Source organism: Streptococcus sp. 27098_8_69 (assembly GCF_041432445.1).
In the GTDB taxonomy this organism is placed as follows: domain Bacteria; phylum Bacillota; class Bacilli; order Lactobacillales; family Streptococcaceae; genus Streptococcus.
In genome coordinates this window covers 1-17290 of sequence record NZ_JAPVZO010000015.1, presented here as the reverse complement: position 1 = coordinate 17290, position 17290 = coordinate 1, and the positions used below count along the sequence as shown (strand labels likewise).

General features: G+C 41.4%; 17 protein-coding genes. 2 read left to right on the top strand and 15 right to left on the bottom strand.

The window, feature by feature from the left end; translation table 11 throughout:
- Positions 1 to 105: 105 nt before the first annotated feature.
- The 14 genes from O3658_RS06475 to O3658_RS06410 form a co-directional block, all read right to left on the bottom strand.
- Positions 106 to 1719 carry a ribonuclease Y gene (locus tag O3658_RS06475; RefSeq protein WP_223140069.1) on the bottom strand — a complete coding sequence of 538 codons (1614 nt, stop codon included), beginning with the start codon at positions 1717 to 1719 and terminating at the stop codon, positions 106 to 108.
- Positions 1720 to 1936: 217 nt separating this feature from the next.
- Positions 1937 to 2191 (bottom strand): Txe/YoeB family addiction module toxin, encoded by a 255-nt coding sequence (locus O3658_RS06470; RefSeq protein WP_153225038.1) that lies wholly within the window; start codon positions 2189 to 2191, stop codon positions 1937 to 1939.
- 3 nt (positions 2192 to 2194) lie between these two features.
- On the bottom strand, positions 2195 to 2449 hold the full coding sequence (locus O3658_RS06465; RefSeq protein ID WP_186822552.1) for a type II toxin-antitoxin system Phd/YefM family antitoxin: 255 nt from the start codon (positions 2447 to 2449) through the stop codon (positions 2195 to 2197).
- Positions 2450 to 2579: 130 nt separating this feature from the next.
- The gene (locus O3658_RS06460; protein ID WP_153225039.1) at positions 2580 to 3677 is read right to left on the bottom strand and encodes a nucleotidyltransferase; all 1098 of its coding nucleotides are present in this window, start codon (positions 3675 to 3677) and stop codon (positions 2580 to 2582) included.
- 9 nt (positions 3678 to 3686) lie between these two features.
- Positions 3687 to 4427, bottom strand: a complete 741-nt coding sequence (locus O3658_RS06455) for a class I SAM-dependent methyltransferase (protein WP_322741478.1) — start codon at positions 4425 to 4427, stop codon at positions 3687 to 3689.
- A 110-nt stretch (positions 4428 to 4537) separates the two neighbouring features.
- The gene (rsfS, locus tag O3658_RS06450) at positions 4538 to 4891 is read right to left on the bottom strand and encodes a ribosome silencing factor (protein WP_371560169.1); all 354 of its coding nucleotides are present in this window, start codon (positions 4889 to 4891) and stop codon (positions 4538 to 4540) included.
- A 12-nt stretch (positions 4892 to 4903) separates the two neighbouring features.
- Entirely contained in the window at positions 4904 to 5404 is a 501-nt protein-coding gene (locus O3658_RS06445; protein ID WP_371560168.1) for a cysteine hydrolase family protein, read from the bottom strand.
- On the bottom strand, positions 5405 to 5998 hold the full coding sequence (gene yqeK, locus O3658_RS06440) for a bis(5'-nucleosyl)-tetraphosphatase (symmetrical) YqeK (protein ID WP_371560166.1): 594 nt from the start codon (positions 5996 to 5998) through the stop codon (positions 5405 to 5407).
- Positions 5998 to 6627, bottom strand: coding sequence for a nicotinate-nucleotide adenylyltransferase (locus O3658_RS06435; RefSeq protein ID WP_004251404.1), 630 nt, complete (start codon positions 6625 to 6627; stop codon positions 5998 to 6000). Before O3658_RS06435 ends, yqeK begins: the two co-directional genes overlap by 1 nt.
- 49 nt (positions 6628 to 6676) lie before the next feature.
- On the bottom strand, positions 6677 to 6988 hold the full coding sequence (gene yhbY / locus O3658_RS06430; protein ID WP_000060171.1) for a ribosome assembly RNA-binding protein YhbY: 312 nt from the start codon (positions 6986 to 6988) through the stop codon (positions 6677 to 6679).
- Positions 6989 to 7198: 210 nt separating this feature from the next.
- Positions 7199 to 8305, bottom strand: a complete 1107-nt coding sequence (gene yqeH / locus O3658_RS06425) for a ribosome biogenesis GTPase YqeH (protein WP_371560162.1) — start codon at positions 8303 to 8305, stop codon at positions 7199 to 7201.
- Between the two features lie 2 nt (positions 8306 to 8307).
- Positions 8308 to 8835 (bottom strand): YqeG family HAD IIIA-type phosphatase, encoded by a 528-nt coding sequence (locus O3658_RS06420; protein WP_049503426.1) that lies wholly within the window; start codon positions 8833 to 8835, stop codon positions 8308 to 8310.
- Between the two features lie 24 nt (positions 8836 to 8859).
- Positions 8860 to 9765: a magnesium transporter CorA family protein gene (locus tag O3658_RS06415; protein ID WP_371560160.1), complete on the bottom strand. Its 906-nt coding sequence runs from the start codon at positions 9763 to 9765 to the stop codon at positions 8860 to 8862.
- A gap of 51 nt (positions 9766 to 9816) precedes the next feature.
- Positions 9817 to 10383: a mechanosensitive ion channel family protein gene (locus O3658_RS06410; protein ID WP_371560158.1), complete on the bottom strand. Its 567-nt coding sequence runs from the start codon at positions 10381 to 10383 to the stop codon at positions 9817 to 9819.
- Positions 10384 to 10533: 150 nt separating this feature from the next.
- Between O3658_RS06410 and sstT the strand changes: the two genes are divergently transcribed.
- Both sstT and O3658_RS06400 read left to right on the top strand, forming a co-directional pair.
- Positions 10534 to 11739, top strand: a complete 1206-nt coding sequence (gene sstT, locus O3658_RS06405; protein WP_371560156.1) for a serine/threonine transporter SstT — start codon at positions 10534 to 10536, stop codon at positions 11737 to 11739.
- A gap of 213 nt (positions 11740 to 11952) precedes the next feature.
- Entirely contained in the window at positions 11953 to 12927 is a 975-nt protein-coding gene (locus O3658_RS06400; protein WP_371560154.1) for an aromatic acid exporter family protein, read from the top strand.
- 145 nt (positions 12928 to 13072) lie between these two features.
- Here the strand turns inward: O3658_RS06400 and O3658_RS06395 are convergent.
- Positions 13073 to 17290, bottom strand: a 4218-nt coding sequence (locus O3658_RS06395) for a ZmpA/ZmpB/ZmpC family metallo-endopeptidase (RefSeq protein WP_371560152.1), incomplete at its 5' end; no start/stop codon positions are given.

Sequence of the window (17290 nt, the reverse complement as noted above, 5' to 3'; positions counted from 1 at the left end):
TTGAAAATTTCTGTAAGATTATATATCTAAAGCCATTTCTGCTCGCTACAATCTTTCTATCTAGTGTAACAAAAAAGCAGTAATTTTTCAACTGCTCTTTCTTATTTATTTTGCATAATCAACTGCACGAAGTTCACGAATCACGGTTACCTTGATATTTCCTGGGTAATCGAGATTACTTTCAATTTTCTCACGAACTTTATGAGCCAAGATTGTAACCTTGTCATCCTTGATTTGACCTGGATTTACCATAATGCGGATTTCACGACCTGCTTGAAGGGCAAAGCTATTTTGAACACCTTCAAAGCTATTCGCAATTTCCTCTAAATCATGGAGACGTTTGATGTAGCTTTCGAGTGACTCACTACGAGCTCCTGGACGGGCTGCGCTTAAGGCATCCGCTGCAGCAACAATGACTGCGATCACACTTTCAGGTTCTACATCTCCGTGGTGACTGGCAATAGTATTCACCACAACTGGGTGTTCCTTGTACTTGCGCGCCAATTCAGTACCAATCTCAACGTGACTACCTTCTACTTCACGGTCAATGGCTTTACCAATATCGTGGAGGAATCCCGCACGACGAGCAAGGGTAGCATTTTCACCAAGTTCGCTGGCCATGATACCAGCCAACTTAGCAACCTCAATCGAATGACGCAAGACATTTTGTCCATAAGAAGTACGGAACTGCAAGCGTCCCATAATCTTCATCAAGTCTGGATGGAGGTTCGGTGCACCAATTTCATAGGCTGCGGCTTCACCATATTCACGAATCTTGTTATCAATCTCTTGACGATTTTTCTCAACCAACTCTTCGATACGAGCTGGGTGGATACGTCCATCCTTAAGCAAGGTTTCCATCGTCATACGGGCAATCTCGCGACGGATAGGATCAAAACCTGACAAGGTTACCACTTCTGGCGTATCATCAATGATAACATCAACCCCTGTCAAACTTTCAAAAGTACGGATATTACGCCCTTCACGACCAATGATACGACCTTTCATGGTATCATCAGGCAGATGAACTGTAGAGTTTGTAGACTCAGCTACATACTCACCAGCAATTCTCTGCATAGCTTGGGACAAGATGTCCTTAGCCAATTTGTCTGAACGTTCCTTAACTTCTTGCTCAGCCTCACGAATGCGACTAGCAATTTCCTTAGTCAAGTTTTCCTCTGTCTGGGCCAAGATAATGTCTTTTGCTTCCGACTGAGTCAGAGTTCCAATACGCTCTAGTTCAGCTTGCTTTTGTTTCTCAATTTCTTCTAGTTGCTCTTCACGTACATCAAGGTTTTTTGCTCTATCAGAAATACTTTGTTCTTTTTGTTCAAGTGTTTTTTCTTTGTTCGTCAAATTGTCATCTTTACGATCAAGACTGCTAGCACGTTCGGTCAAACGACTTTCGATTTGCTTGAGTTCTTGACGTTCTGATTTAAATTCAGCGTCCACTTCTTCACGGTATTTTCTGGCTTCTTCTTTGGCCTCCAATAGTGCTTCTTTTTTAAGAGACTTGCTTTCGCTCTTAGCTTCATTGAGTAATAAATCCGCTTCGCGCTCAGCTTGTCCTCGTAAATTAGTTGCTTCTTGTTCAGCATTTAAAAGCATCAGCTCTGCAGCCTCTTGTGATGATTTCATCTTGACTGAGATGCTGACATATCCAATGACTAAACCAATGATGACGGCAAAAACAACGATAACAATCGCCATAATTTCCATGTTTTTACCTCAATTTATTTGTTTATCCGAATGATATGCATTCTTATACATTCTACCATAAAAAATCATTTTTAACAAACCTTAATTTGAAGTTGTTTTGGTCATTTCAAGGTTAAAAATCCTTATTTTCCCTAATAAAATAGGCTATTCTCCCTAAGTAAATTTTTAAAGATTTTTTTAGAAAAAAATAAGTTAAAAAGCCTACCTTTCAGTAGACTTAATAATGATCTTTAAAGGATAAGAAAGCGACGCTATCTGCATCCATCATGTAAATCAAGCAATTTTCTGCTTCAATACGACGTGACCAAGCTCCTTGGTAATCATACTTGAGCGGTTCTGGTTTACCAATTCCTGTAAAAGGGTCGCGTTGAATATCCTTGATTAGTTTATTGATTCTTTTCAATGTTTTCTTATCTTGGTTTTGCCAGTAGCAATAATCCGCCCAGGCATCTTCTGTAAACTTGAGTAGCATCCATCACTCCTCTATCACATGCACCTGAGTATGTCCTGCACGAACTTGGGACATTCCTCGCAAGACCTTGTCAGAAAGCTCCTTATTCTGAGCAATTCTCAAGGTTTCTTGAATACTATCCCACTCACTCTTTGAAAGAACTACAATGTCTTCATCAGGATTTTTATTAACTACTGTCAAAGGCTCAAACTCATCGTTTACCTTCTTCATATAGTCCTTTAAATGATTTCGGAATGTTGAGTAAAGAACTGCTTCCATAACCATACCTCGTTTTACCTCTATTCCATTATTATACACGAAAAGAAAAAATTGTCAGGAACTTGTACAAGATTTTTTCCTTTCTTTCTATTTATTCGAAAAAAACAAAAAAGCCTACCTCAAAGTAGACTCAGTTTGATTCGATTTTAATTGGCACTCGACCAAAATTCTGCTCTAAGAGATTGGGATTTCCTAGTTGGTAGACTTGATCTGCCTTTTGAGTCATAGCATCCCAGGGTTCTTTACCGATGCGACTAACTAGCTGGACTTGGTCTTTCAGAGATTTGAGATGTTGTCTGCCTTTTTCTGTAAAGCCAAAGACATGTATGCCTTCTGGTAAGTCGCTTTCTCTAGCCTGGACCAAGATATAGGTCAAAAGTCGTCGTACACGAGCCTTGGTGTATCGTTTGGTGGCAACTGCCTCTACCAACTCTTCCACAGACTGAGCTATCTTTATAGCATCCTTGATGCGCACCGCCATTTCTTGATTGACCTGATAAATGTTAGTTAGGTCAGGATTTGACAAAATTTGATAGCAGAGCAAGGGAAAATAGTTATCCCAGCTCACCTTACCAGCATTTTTAAAGATTTCAACCGAAGGCATAAAACGTTCTAAGAAATTTTGATCATTTTGATGTTGACGAAGAGCTGTCGCTGAGGCAAAGTCCACATCCTTGTCCACAGAATGATAACCTGCTCCCTGACGTTGAATTGGATGAAGTTTGATGTTGCGCCCCGCGACTGCCTTGGCATAGGCGAGAGCAAGGACATGATTGGGCGTATCACCAGAAAAATCAAGACCTGCAAACTCCTTCCACATAGCTTGGTTTTTCTGGGGATAAGAAAGAGAATCAGGTAAGTTTTCCATGAAAAGTTCCATCTCTTGACCACGTTCTGAGTATAGGGCAGTAATTTTCTGATAATCCAGAACTTCCTCTGTCCCAAAGGCTAAGGTATCAATTCCCAAACGAGCCAAGATAGCCACTGCACCTTGGCCGAAAAAATCCGCCGCTTGGACACTGACTAAAAAGGGCAATTCCACGACCAAATCCGCGCCATGTTCCAGCGCCATCTGCGCCCGTGTCCACTTATCCACGATAGCAGGCTCTCCACGCTGCATGAAATTCCCAGACATGGCAACGATTTTCAGTCCCTCTGCCTGTTCCAGCAGGTATTTATGTCCATTATGAAAGGGATTGAACTCCGCGATAATACCTGTAATGGTCATGGTAATCTCCTACTTCTGTGCGACGAAAAACCAACGGGTACTGGTTTCTGTTGGCTCCTTGTCTTCAAAGTCCGCAAAGAGTTTAAAGGATTTAAAGCCAGCCTGCTCCAGCAAAATATCATAGGTCAAGACCTCATAAGTACGCTCTTCATGGACTTCATCATGACGACTAAAGGAACCGTCTGTCTCCTTGACAAAGAAGGTCAGTTCATGCACGATAGAATGTGGTGCTGCATCCTCATAGGTATCCCAAAGCATGGCAAAATCTTCCGCATTTTCATGATAAGAATAACCTGGAAAGACCTCATCAGTCTGGTAGGTCGAATGCACATCAAAGATAAAGACACCATCTTCATTGAGGGCATTATAGACTTCTTTAAAGACATCCCCTACTTCCACTTCATCCTGCATATAGCAGATAGAATCGGAATAGCAGGTCACAAAGTCGTATTTACCTGCCTTGGACAAATCCAGCATATTACCTTCAATGAAATCAATCTTTTGCTTGGCTGAAGCCGCTCTCTTTTCGGCAATCTTCAACATATCCGCACTCAAATCAAGTCCAGTCACATCAAAACCAGCTTGAGAAAAGCGCACAGACTGGATCCCTGTCCCGCAAGCAAGCTCCAATAGTTTCTTTCTGTCCTTGGTTTTAGGTAAATGACGCAGAGAAAAGTCCGTCCATTTGTCGTATAAACTATCATCCATAACCGCATCATAGACCGCCGCAAAAGTTTCATAAGTTGCCATAATCATGATACCAAGAGCCCCATGGTAAACACCACTAGCCCTTACCTTTCTAACAATTTTCTTCTAACATAAGCAAATAAAACCCAGTTGATTACAACTGAGTTCATCTTCTATGCTAAGGCTTCTGAAATATCTACAGAATTTGCCTCATGCCATAGTTTTTCGAGGTTATAGTGGACACGCATTTCTTCTGAGAAGATATGCACTACGACACCACCGAGGTCTAATAGGACCCAGCCTCCAGCTGCATCGCCTTCAATATGGCTACCTTTAAAGCCAGCTTGGGCTACTTTTTCACGGATATTGTCAGCGATAGCATCCAACTGACGGCTATTCATAGAGCTAGTGATGACAAAGTAATCTGTCACACTGGTCAATTCTTGTACATCAAGTGCGAGAATGTCCTCGGCACGTTTCTCATCAGCCGCTTTCACGACTAGTTCTAGTAATTCTTTTTCGTTCATTTATTCCTCTTTCTAGAAAATATGTTTGTAATCTAGGACATCTGCAAAGCGCCCCTCCCAAATGCCCTCATAAAATTCATTTATCGTTTCTGCTGGAATGTCATCCCCATCAAACGTTGTGCAAGTTTCTTCTGGAATAATAAGCTTATAGCCATATTCAAAAGCAACCTTGACAGAGGTATCCACACAATATTCTGTCTGCATACCACATAAAACTAATTTTTCAATCCCCTGTTTATCCAAGTATTCTTTTAAGCCAGTTTCTTTGAAAATACTATTATACTTCTTCTGAAAGACCTTTTCATCAGGTTTTCGATTTAAAAGCGTAGATAACTGCCAATCTTCTGATGTTTGGGCTTCAGGGTTCTCAATATGTTGAACATAGATAATTTCGATATTCTTACTTCTAGCTTGGTTTTGTAAATAAGAAATTTTTTCCAATAGACCTTTTGTCTGAAACCCCGTTTTCACTAAAATATTTTGTACATCAATAATGATAAAAGCCGTCTTCATTTAATCCTCTTTCAAATAGTGCACATAGGCGTTATAGGTTTCAAGGGTTTGGGGATAGATGGGAAATCCCTGGTGAGCTAAATGCTCCACAGTACGAGCTGTTTCGTAGGCCACAGCCTTATTGAGCGATTGCTCAGCAATCTCACGTGCCTGGTCCACACCTGGAAAGGCACGATTGTGCTCGATATAGTCTGCGACGTAGATGACCTTGTCTAGGTCCGTCATCTGGCCAGCTCCAACTGTATGGATTTCTATTGCACGCAAAATTTCAGGATCTTTCAAATCTAAATCTTCCTGAATCTTGTAGATTCCTACCATGCCATGCCAGACATTATTGCCCCAGTTTTTAAGGTCTGAATCTAGTTGATATCGATCAATCAAGTCTAGAAACTCTTGATCTGATAGCTTTTTAGCATAATCATGAAGTAGCCCTGCTAGACCTGCCTTCTCAACATCCACACCAAAGTGCTGAGCCAATTCCATTGCTGCACGCTCCACACCCAGACAATGGGTTAGGCGTTTTTCAGGTAGGAGCTCTGCCATTCTTTCCAACAATTCTTCACGCGAACAGTTGATATAGTCTTGGTATGCCATCAGTAAAGCCCTTCTTTCTCAATATAGTCTAGTACAGGCTTAGGTAGGAGAAAGTTAGGGGTGCGTCCTTGAGCAATGAAATCACGCACCATACTGGATGAAATATCCATGAGAGGCACATCCACCCAGATAACGGGATAGGAAGTCCCTGCCTTGTATCGTGGTCGCTGAACTCCTACAAACTGAACTAGGTCTACCAGTTCATCAATTCTATACCATTTGGGTAAATAGTCTACCATGTCAGCACCGATGATAAAGTAATAATCGGTATCTGGATTCTTCTCTGTCAAAATCTTCATGGTGTCGTAGGTGTAGGAAATCCCCTTACGCTCTAGCTCGATTGTCTCAATAGCTAAACCTTCGATTCCATCGATAGCCAATTCAAGCATCTTGAGGCGGTGGTGTTCAGAAATGGTTTCCTTTTTGTCTACGTGAGGTGGTTGGTATTCAGGCATAAGCAGAACTTGATCCAATCCCAACTGTTGGCGCACTTGGTCTGCCACGATAAGGTGGGCATTGTGAACAGGGTTAAAATTTCCCCCTAAGATTCCAACTTGCTTACGTTTTTTATCCTTGATTTCTGGCTCTAACTCCACTTTTGTAAAGGGAGTTAATAGTTCGATTGCCATAGGCTAATCTCCTTTAGTCTTCTGTAAAAACAGTATTGGGAGTATATTTTTAGATTTCTTTAACTTTTTTAGAAATCTTACGATTTTCTTTCTTGCTTGATTGCTTATACAAAATCAAGATACGACCGATTTTTTGGACTGTATCCACACCAATTTCTTCTTCCAAGATTTCAGCTACTTCGTGGATGTTTTCATCTGTATTTTGCAAGAGTGTAACCTTGATCAATTCACGGGCATCAAGTGCCTGACGAACGCTGGTTTTGATTTGGTCGTTGAGTCCATTTTTCCCGATTTGGATGATAGGTTTGAGGGTGTGTGCCTGGCTGTTGAGGAAGGCACGTTGTTTCGATGTTAATGACATATTCTTTCTTCCTTTTTGATAGTTATTTTAGGTGGTGGGGGACGGTCGGAACTAATTTTTCAATGATTTCATCTTTGAAAAATGGATTTCCTGACCTCACAATTGAGCCTAGGTCTCAATTGTGCCCCTTGCCAATCTATGGATTGGCAATCACACCACAACAATAACTATCTTTTTATGAGCTCACTTTGTTCGCTCAGTGATTTTATTTTAAATAATTGCTTTTCGTGTGACGACGGCGACGCCTTCTGGGGCCCAGACGGCGACTTTGGCGGTGCCTGTTACGCGGATCCAGCCTAGACCTGAGATGACTAGATCTGTCTTCTCCTTAATGGTAAATACATGTTGGACTAGTTTTGGAAAGTCTTCTTTTTCCTTGCTATTTGGTGGTGTTAGAAGGGTTCCAAGGTGCTTGTCGTAGAAAGCACTAGCCCCTTCAAGCTTGGTACGATGAAGTTTGAGTTCATTGTCAAAGAAAGCTGTAAATCCTTGCTTTTCTCCTGCAATGAAGTCAAAGCGTCCCAAGCCACCTAAGAATAGGGTTTGCTCTGGATTGAGCTGGTAGGTTTTAGGTTTGATTTCCTTTTTAGGACTGACATACTTGAGGTTTTTGGCCGTCAAGTAGTGGGCCATCTGGTGGCGGTGGATAATCCCCGGTGTATCGTAGATATAAGATCCGTCGTCAAGCGGAATCTCAATCTTGTCCAAGGTTGTCCCTGGGAAGCGTGACGTCGTAATGACATTCTGGTCACCCGTGATTTCCTGGATGATGGCATTGATCAGAGTTGATTTCCCAACATTGGTCACACCAACTACGTAAACATCACGTCCCTTGCGGTAGTGCTCGATCTTGTCAATGACTTCCTTAATGGCATGCTTATTTTGCGCTGAAGTCAGGACGACATCGACAGGACGAAGTCCCTCTTCGTGGGCACGTTCCATGAGCCACTGGCTAATCTTACCAGGCTTAACAGACTTAGGAAGGATGTCTTTTTTATTTCCAACCAAGAGCACATCATTACCTGACACAAAGCGTGGCAATCCTGGGATAACAGAGCCATTGAAATCAAAGATATCAATCACATTGACCACCAAGGCATCGCTATCTCCAACCTCGTGCAAGAGTTTGAGGAAATCATCATCTGTCAACTGAACATCTGTGATTTCATTGTAGTGGCGCAGACGGAAACAGCGTTGACAATAGACTTCACCTGTCTCCAAACCTTTTTCGAGTGCCGACTGGGGGGTGAAACCAAGCCCAGTCTTATCTGTAGTCTGAATAGTTGCTCCACAACCAATACAGAGAATTTCTTCCATAATTAGATTCCTTTTTTATATGTAATCGGTCCGTACTTTTCAGCGATTTTTCTCATAACACGACGCTCACGCGCTCGGTTAATCTGAGTCTTAATAGAGTCATGCTGGACCAAGGGTTTGACCAAAATCGAGCGAATGCCGGCTCGATGGGCTGCTCGAATATCCGTCATGAGCTGGTCGCCAACCATAACCACTTGGTCTTTTTCATAGTGGAAATGTTTCATGGCACGGTTAATTCCTAAAGTAAAGGGCTTCAGTGCCCAGTAAACATAGTCAATGTCAAATTTTTCAACTGCTCTTTTGACACGTTTGGGTGTGTTATTGGATACTACAATGATACGAATCCCAGCATCACGAAGGTCATGTAACCATTGCTTCATCTCTACTGTTCCATCTGGATTATTCCAAGCAATCAGGGTATTATCCAAATCAACCAAAACAGCCTTGATCCCCTGCTCCTGCAGGCTTTGGACTGTCAGATCATAAACTGCTTCCACAGCAAAATCTGGCATATAATTTTCAATCGCCATTCTGGCTCCTTTTCTTTCTATTTTTTAGTTTCTAGCAATTTTCTTTAGATACTGAGCCAAGATTGCCCATAAAATTAAACTAGCAATCAAAATATATATCCAGGCATTAGGCTCTTCTGTAAATGGCAGAGGAACATTCATTCCGAAAAATCCTGTAATGACTGCAAGAATGGCTAGCAAAACTGAGATAATGGTCAAGGTTGTCAAATTATCATTCAGATTGTTGTTTAGGATATTATTGTAAGATCCTGAGAGTTGTTGTAAAACCTGGGAAATCAAATCTGTCATGGACACCAACTGATGAGCTTCAATCATAGCATCATCAAACTGCTCTCTTTCCACTTCGTTAAAGTTCCGATAAAGCGCATGTCCCTGGATATGCTCTAAGAGGAGGCGATTTTGTTTAGCCGCAGCTGTCAAGTAAACCATACCAGTTTCCAAGTCAGAGAGGGCAAAGAGATTTTTTTTAGTGGTTGTTTGACGCAACAAGGCACTGATTTCATCCTTACTTTTATCCATCTGTTCAATGACAGGATAATAAGCATTGCTGATAAGCTCTAAACCGGCAAATAGAAACTTGTAGATTGAAATGATTTCATGACTTTCTAGATAGCCTAACATCTGATCAATGACATAAGCATTCTTATGATTGCTGATGGTAATCATTCGTTGCTTTTCCACGATAAAGGTCATGGGAATAGCTTCATAGTATTCCTTGTCCCTTTCTAAGTCAAGAACGTTGTAGATAAAGGTCACTGTCCCGTTTTCACGGTTATAATCCATGTGGGCTCGTTCGTTTCTATCCAGCGCATACTCGATGGTTTCTTTATCCAATCCATAGATTTCAGATAAATCTTCAAGATTTTTGATGATTTCCACATCTAGATTAATCCAGGTGCAACCATTCCCTAACTGCTTATCTAAAAACATCGTTTCTCCTTTACCAAACTCTTTCTATTGTACCATAAATCAAGGAAAATTTCAGTTCTCTTCTTTTCTTGAAAAATTGCTAACCACAGTAATATTGCGGTTAGGAACAAAGTGAAGGGCTTGGTCGTCACTTCTCAGTTGAGTCGTCCGAATTCCAACACTGACAACTTTACCTGATACGGTAATAGGCCCATTGGTCAAAATAACTTCATCTCCTACATCCAACTGACGTTCAAAGAGAATAAAGAAGCCGTTGATGACGTCTGATAGAAAACCTTGTGCCCCCATACCGATAGCCACCCCAGCAATTCCTGCACCTGCAAGCAAGCTAGAAACAGGTAACCCTAAGATAGACAAGATACAGTAAATCAAGAAGAAATAAAGGATATAGTTAAAAATATTTTCAAGCAAACGAGAGATAGTCTTTTGTCTACCAGCATCTCGATTTGAAAACTTAAGTGACGGTTTAACAATCTTTCCTACAGCAACATGGAGGAACTTTTTAGCTAAATAAAAGACAAGAATGAGAAGCAAAAGAGAAATCACCTTAGTCAAGAGATTCTCTAAAACAGTTGTTAGATCTAATTTATCCAGATAACGTTGAAAAAATTCTTGCATATAAAACTCCTTTTCTATCCATTATACCATAAATCCTTCCCAGCCATCCTTTTCATAAATATTCATTTATTCTAATAAAATCTATGAGACACTTGCTTTTCAAGTATATTTATACTATAATCATAAACAATACACAAAAAGGAGACATTTATGAAAAGAATTATTCGTGCTTGGAACAAAACAAATCTGATCAAACGGATCGGAATCGGAATGACCTTGGGAGCAATTCTAGGTCTACTCGTTCCTAATCTAACTGGTATTGGTTTATTGGGAGATCTATTTGTAGGAGGACTAAAAGCTATCGCTCCTATCCTGGTTCTTGCTTTAGTCGCTAACGCCCTTTCCCAACACCAAAAAGGCCAAGATAGCAATATGAAAAAAGTCATTTTCCTCTATTTGCTGGGGACTTTTGCTGCGGCTCTTGTAGCAGTTTTGGCTAGTTTTCTCTTCCCTGTTCAGATGGTCTTGAGTAGCGCTAGCACAGAAGTTACTCCTCCAGACGGTATCGGACAAGTGCTCAGCAATCTTCTGCTAAAAATAGTAGATAATCCTGTCAATGCCATCATCGAAGCTAACTATATCGGAATTTTGTCTTGGGCTATCGTCTTTGGGATTGCCATGCGAGAAGCTAGCAAAAATAGCAAGGAGCTACTCAAAACAATGGCCAGTGTGACTTCAAAAATCGTCGAATGGATCATCAACCTTGCGCCCTTTGGTATCCTGGGCTTGGTCTTCAAAACCATCTCAGACCAAGGTATCGCTAGTTTAGCAAATTACGGAATCCTACTCGGACTTTTGATTGCTACTATGGTTTTCGTTGCCCTAGTGATCAATCCTCTGATTGCTTTTCTCTTTATCAAGAAAAATCCATATCCACTTGTTTGGAAATGTTTGCGTATCAGCGGCGTTACAGCCTTTTTCACTCGAAGTTCCGCTGCTAATATCCCTGTTAATATGAAACTCTGTGAGGATCTAGGTCTTAATCCAGATACCTATTCTGTCTCTATCCCACTTGGATCAACTATCAATATGGCTGGAGCTGCTGTTACCATCAACATCTTAACCCTAGCAGCTGTCAATACTCTAGGAATCTCAGTTGATTTTGCAACAGCCTTTGTACTCAGTATCGTTGCAGCCATCTCTGCCTGCGGTGCTTCAGGAATTGCTGGAGGTTCTCTCCTACTTATCCCAGTTGCTTGCAGTCTCTTTGGGATTACCAATGATATCGCTATGCAGGTTGTGGGTGTCGGATTTGTCATCGGTGTTATCCAAGACTCTTGCGAAACAGCCCTCAACTCCTCAACAGATGTCCTCTTTACAGCAGTAGCAGAATTTTCCTCTGCTCGCAAAAAATAATCAAGGGCGGTGGGACAGAAATCGATAGACAAAGTCTCGATTTCGTAGTCCCAGCCCCGCGAGGATGATTAGGAGCTTTTTGGAGTCTAAAAGACGAACAAAAAGTTCAATCAGCTACCGCGTCAAAGTTTGATTGCTAATAAAAAGTGAGGTCGGGATCTTTTGTTCCAACCTCTTTGTCTGGTTTCTATCATTCATTTTAGGAAATGTCTCATGTCTATCACCCAACGTACTTTTAAACTCGTTCTGGCAACCTGTTTGGCCTGTGTTCTAGCCTACTTTCTAGATTTATCCTCAGCAGTGTCCGCTGGTATCATTGCTCTATTGAGCTTATCGGATACCCGTAGAAGCACGATCAAATTGGCTAAAAACCGATTATTCTCAACCCTGCTAGCTCTGTCTATCGGCGTCTTGTCCTTTCAACTGACTGGCTACCATATTTGGAGTTTTGGTCTCTATCTAGCCCTCTATGTTCCTCTTGCCTACAAATTCGGCTGGGAAATTGGGATTACCCCTAGTAGTGTCTTGGTCAGTCATCTCTTGGTTCAAGAGTCTACATCACCAGAACTACTAGCGAATGAACTCCTCCTATTTCTCATCGGTACTAGCTTTGCCTTGACTGTCAATCTTTACATGCCTTCTCGGCAAGAAGAAATCCATCTCTATCATCTCAAGGTAGAAGAAAAACTCAAACACATTTTACAACGTTTTGAATATTACCTTGGAAAAGGTGATGGTCGTAACCGTGCTCAACTCGTTGAAGAACTGGATCAGCTTCTTGAAGAAGCTCTCAAACTGGTCTATCTTGATCACTCTGACCACCTCTTCCACCAAACCGATTACCATATCCACTATTTTGAAATGAGACAGAGACAGAGTCGCATTCTTCGCAATATGGCCCAGCAAATCAACACCTGTAATCTAGCCGCAAGCGAAAGCCTAATCCTTTCCCAGCTATTCGCTAAAATTGCAGATCAACTCAGCCAGACCAATCCTGCCAACGATTTATTAAATGATATTGAAAGCTACCTGCAGGTATTTCGAAATCGCAATCTCCCTAAAACAAGGGAAGAATTTGAAACGCGCGCAACCTTGCTCCAACTCCTACGCGAATTGGAAAACTTTATCCAACTGAAAGTTGATTTCTATCAACGCTATTCTGAAGAAAAAAGCAATCTATCATCATAAACAAAACACCTTTTAAACTGCGAGAACTTGCAATTCAAAAGGTGTTTTTCTGTCTCGAACCTAGCTAACTAGTAAATCATGCTTACAGAATATCAAAATTGGCATGAACTCCTATGAAAGTTTAAAAGATAGACTGATCTTGCTCTTAAGCAGAATAAATAGAATTTCTAAACTCATTTGATTCTTTGAGGTAGGCTTTATATATAGCTTTTTTCAACTTCTGAACAGGAGTTTCAATGAAACGGTATTGTTTTTGGCTGATATTTCCTGCTTTAATTTGAGTAAGTTCTTCTTTTACCGCTTCTTCCATCAATTGCTTCATTCGTTCAGGACTTGAAATCACTTCTTGCTTACCTTTATAGTCAATGGTAATCGGTTTTAACTTACTGATATTCGCGATCCGTCCATCCATTTGTTCCTTCTTGAATTGGGCATAGGTCTTACCAGCTAAGATCTTTTCAAAGATGTATTGGTCTGACAAGGGACGATTCTCTTTTTCAGCATCTTGCTTGTACTGATTAGAGACATAAGGAACGAAACCTTCGTAATAGCCAAGACCTGCCATGAGTTCAAAGGCTTGTTTTCTAAAGCTGATATCGCCACTCATCCCCTTGTCATTTTCGTTGACGCCATAAATCGTATCAAACATATCGACGGTATAATAGCCATTGGCATCTACTTTTCCTGTAGCCGTGAATCCCTTGATAATATAGCGATTTACTACGATGTGGTTGTCAATCAAACTATGAACATCACCTAGCTTGCTAGCATCTGCCTCGGTTAAAGCCTTGATTTCCTCGCTCTGGTGGCTTGGTTTGACAGATGGATTTGGATAAGAAACAGGTGTTCTTGAACCACTTGTCGCACTTGGTAAGAGTTGCTTGAAGTAGACTGCCTTATCCGCAGCTGACAATCCTCGACTTGCCTCAGCTTCTAGATAATCTAAAGTATAGAGAACATCGAAACTACCGTGCATATATTCTTTCAAATCTGTAGCTGATTTAAAGCGCTCTGGTGTCTTGTTGTAGAAACTTTCTTTGTCACTCTCATCATAAACAAAGTTCAAGTTAAAGTAGCTATCCGTTCCCGGAGTGTAGGAATTTTCAAAGATTCCACGTGCATAGAATTCTGCTCCTGTACCATCCCGTCGACCATAATTATTAAAGAGAACTGTACGATCCAACAAGTGAGTCATTTCATGAGAATAGGTTGCTGACCCTCGATCGTCCAAGACCCTATCAATAAAGTAGCGCACACCAGCCCCATTAGCCTCAGCACCTACTGATTGGGACGAAGAATACATGCCTAGCGGAGACATGAAGTCCTTGACTCCCTTATCCGCCTCTGGACCAAACTCCTTAGACCAGGTTTCCTTGATGCCTGCATTTTGCTTGCTAGTATACTTTTTCATAGTATCCACAATCAAACGGTTGGTTACTAGTTTTGATTGATTGTCTTTTTTAGTGATTCTATAAAGCGTATCAACATAAGCTGCCTGACGCTCAGCTGTCAATTCAACCAGAGCCTTCACTTTTTCCAATTCAGTCTTATATTGAGCAGGATTGCTTTGAGCCAGTGAGCTATCCATATAAGTTCCGATATTCCCGTAAGAAACGGTTGCCATATTTGTAATGGCATAGATGCTTGGTTCCTTGATATTCACTAGGCCTAGAAGGGTTGACATGTTATATTGTTTGCGATTATCAATCTGTTGAGGTTCTGCCCCATACTTGGCAGGATCAGAGGTCAACTTCGTGTATAGACTGACATTTTCATCTGTTTTTTCTTTAGATTTCTTCTCAACAACGATGGCTTTTGTAGCATCCTTCAACCAAGTATCGCCATCCATATTTGTAAAGGTAGTTCGGTTATAGTCAAGAAAGTCTAATAGGGTTGACTTATCGGTTACCTTTCCAAAGTATTTTTCAAATGTTCGTGGACTATTGACCAGCTTCATCTCATCATAGCTCATTGAACCCAGAGATGTTAGCCATTCTAGTGATGTCACCTTCTTGCCAAAGGAGCTTGGATTGTAGGCAAGAATATCACGGATGTTGGTCTTGCCAAAGTCAATATTATAAAAACGATTGATATAGGTTAAACCTAAGAGAATTTTTTCCTTATTAGCTTCTAAATCTGCCTGAACCTTAGCTCTGCTTTCCGCTGTGTTTTCGAGCACACTCAAGGTATGGGCTACAACTTTTTTAAGGTCTGTATCTAGGGTCTTTTTCGTTTCTTCAAGCGCGTCTTTAATAGATAATCTCTCTAGATATTCTTTACGAAGGACTTCTCTAACCTCATCATCTGTAATAGTAGGATTTGTCTTTTTGAGTTCAATCTTCTTACTAATCACATCTCGACCCAGAATATTTGGTCTGAGAGCATTTGTCACGTAAGGATTGGAAAGCAAATCTACAGCCTTCATTCCTTGGCTAGCAGGTCGTACATCGATAGCATTTTCTAACTCCGTATTCACTGGAAGAAGATGTGGTTTGTTTTCTTTGGTTCCCACCAAGATGATTTTTGGCTTCATTGCTTTTGTCACCGTACTTGTTTCCGTGTGTGATAGCATTTCACCTGTTTGAGAATTTACTTCATAGACTCTGGTAGTGGTGGTCTCGCCAGGCTCACCCTGGCTTTCTACTTTTTCAAGATCCTTATCAAGTCTTGGATCCTGACGGCGTTCCTCCTTGATTGGAATTGGGGTCACAATAGTTTGGACATTTCCGACCTTCACTACCTTATCAATCGGAGCTGTTACTTCTTTTTGGTGATCTCTTTCTGTAACCTGACCTGTCTGAGCATCTACTTGGTAGGTGATAGTCGTTTTTTCACTTCCTTCCTTACCTGAAACAACAACTTTTTCTGTTTGATAAAGAAGTGTCGGGTCCGCTTCATATATCGTATTATTTGCGATAACCTTTGTTTCTACACTTGGTTTGGTCCCAACTAGAACAACCTCATCTACTTTTTCCACCAGAGTTTTTGATGTACTAGCCTCTGTAATTTGTCCACTTGTTTGATCTCTTGTATATCGGGTAGTGGTTTCTACTTGTCCATTGACCCCATGTGTTTTCGTTTTTCTAGAACCGACTTCTTGGCTGTCATCTGCTTGATAGATTGTTTTATATGGGATTGTTTGGGTTTCAACTTTTGGTTGTGGTAAAGGCAGAGGCTCTTTTTTAGTCCCTACAAGGATGATTTCTGAAACCGGGGCTCTTGTTATTTCATTAGAAACCAGTTTGCGACTTTCCTTGCCGTTAGGTGTCATCACCTCGGTTAAGATGGTACGTTCACCATCGACTCCAGCTTGAACAAGTCTAACTTGGTCGTCAGATAAAGTTGGATCTTCCTTTCGAATAGTCTCATAAGGAACTGACTCTCTTGTTACTTCCAATTCTGGTTTTTCTTCAACAAGACTTGGTGCACCTTCACTTGGGATTGAGGTGGACTCTACCTTAGTGCCTACTGCAATGATTTCTGATACAGGGGCAGTGGTGACTTCATTAGAGACCTGCTTGCGATTTTCCTTGCCATCCACAGTCGTCACTTCCTTTAAGATAGTACGCTCACCTGCTACTCCTGCTTGAATGACACGGGTTTGACCCTTGAGCAAGTCCGGATCGTCCTGATGAATAGTATCATAGGCAACGGCTTCTGTCGTAACCTCAAGTTCTGGCTTCACCTCTTCTACACTTGGAGTACCTTCGCTTGGAATTGAGGTGGATTCTACCTTAGTGCCTACTGCTATGATTTCGGAAACTGGCTCTAAAGTTACAGTATTGGATTTGACCTGGCGGTCTTCCTTACCATCTACAGTCGTCACTTCCGTTAAGATAGTGCGCTCGCCTGCGACGCCTGCTCGGATAAGGCGAGTTTGACCCTTAAGTAGGTCTGGATCATCCTGATAAACAGTATCATAGGCAACGGCTTCTGTCGTAACCTCAAGTTCTGGCTTCACCTCTACCAAGCTTGGAGTTCCTTCACTTGGAGTTGAGGTGGACTCTACCTTAGTGCCTACTGCGATGATTTCGGAAATTGGCTCCAAGGTTACAGTATTGGATTTGACTTGGCGGTCTTCCTTGCCATCCACAGTCGTCACTTCCGTTAAAATAGTACGCTCACCCGCAACCCCTGCTCGGATAAGGCGGGTTTCACCCTTAAGCAAGTCCGAATCATCCTGATGAATAGTATCATAAGCAATGGCTTCTGTCGTAACTTCAAGCTCTGGTTTCTCTTGGACCAAGCTCGGAGTACCTTCACTTGGAGTTGAGGTGGACTCTACCTTAGTGCCTACTGCTATGATTTCAGAAACTGGTTCTAAGGTTACAGTGTTGGATTTGACTTGGCGGTCTTCCTTGCC

What these genes read in the sequence shown, in the direction of transcription:
- O3658_RS06475 (WP_223140069.1), bottom strand. Translation starts at nt 1,719, where the DNA reads ATGGAAATTATGGCGATTGTTATCGTTGTTTTTGCCGTCATCATTGGT.
- O3658_RS06470 (WP_153225038.1), bottom strand. Translation starts at nt 2,191, where the DNA reads ATGCTACTCAAGTTTACAGAAGATGCCTGGGCGGATTATTGCTACTGG.
- O3658_RS06465 (WP_186822552.1), bottom strand. Translation starts at nt 2,449, where the DNA reads ATGGAAGCAGTTCTTTACTCAACATTCCGAAATCATTTAAAGGACTAT.
- O3658_RS06460 (WP_153225039.1), bottom strand. Translation starts at nt 3,677, where the DNA reads ATGACCATTACAGGTATTATCGCGGAGTTCAATCCCTTTCATAATGGA.
- O3658_RS06455 (WP_322741478.1), bottom strand. Translation starts at nt 4,427, where the DNA reads ATGGCAACTTATGAAACTTTTGCGGCGGTCTATGATGCGGTTATGGAT.
- rsfS (WP_371560169.1), bottom strand. Translation starts at nt 4,891, where the DNA reads ATGAACGAAAAAGAATTACTAGAACTAGTCGTGAAAGCGGCTGATGAG.
- O3658_RS06445 (WP_371560168.1), bottom strand. Translation starts at nt 5,404, where the DNA reads ATGAAGACGGCTTTTATCATTATTGATGTACAAAATATTTTAGTGAAA.
- yqeK (WP_371560166.1), bottom strand. Translation starts at nt 5,998, where the DNA reads ATGGCATACCAAGACTATATCAACTGTTCGCGTGAAGAATTGTTGGAA.
- O3658_RS06435 (WP_004251404.1), bottom strand. Translation starts at nt 6,627, where the DNA reads ATGGCAATCGAACTATTAACTCCCTTTACAAAAGTGGAGTTAGAGCCA.
- yhbY (WP_000060171.1), bottom strand. Translation starts at nt 6,988, where the DNA reads ATGTCATTAACATCGAAACAACGTGCCTTCCTCAACAGCCAGGCACAC.
- yqeH (WP_371560162.1), bottom strand. Translation starts at nt 8,305, where the DNA reads ATGGAAGAAATTCTCTGTATTGGTTGTGGAGCAACTATTCAGACTACA.
- O3658_RS06420 (WP_049503426.1), bottom strand. Translation starts at nt 8,835, where the DNA reads ATGGCGATTGAAAATTATATGCCAGATTTTGCTGTGGAAGCAGTTTAT.
- O3658_RS06415 (WP_371560160.1), bottom strand. Translation starts at nt 9,765, where the DNA reads ATGTTTTTAGATAAGCAGTTAGGGAATGGTTGCACCTGGATTAATCTA.
- O3658_RS06410 (WP_371560158.1), bottom strand. Translation starts at nt 10,383, where the DNA reads ATGCAAGAATTTTTTCAACGTTATCTGGATAAATTAGATCTAACAACT.
- sstT (WP_371560156.1), top strand. Translation starts at nt 10,534, where the DNA reads ATGAAAAGAATTATTCGTGCTTGGAACAAAACAAATCTGATCAAACGG.
- O3658_RS06400 (WP_371560154.1), top strand. Translation starts at nt 11,953, where the DNA reads ATGTCTATCACCCAACGTACTTTTAAACTCGTTCTGGCAACCTGTTTG.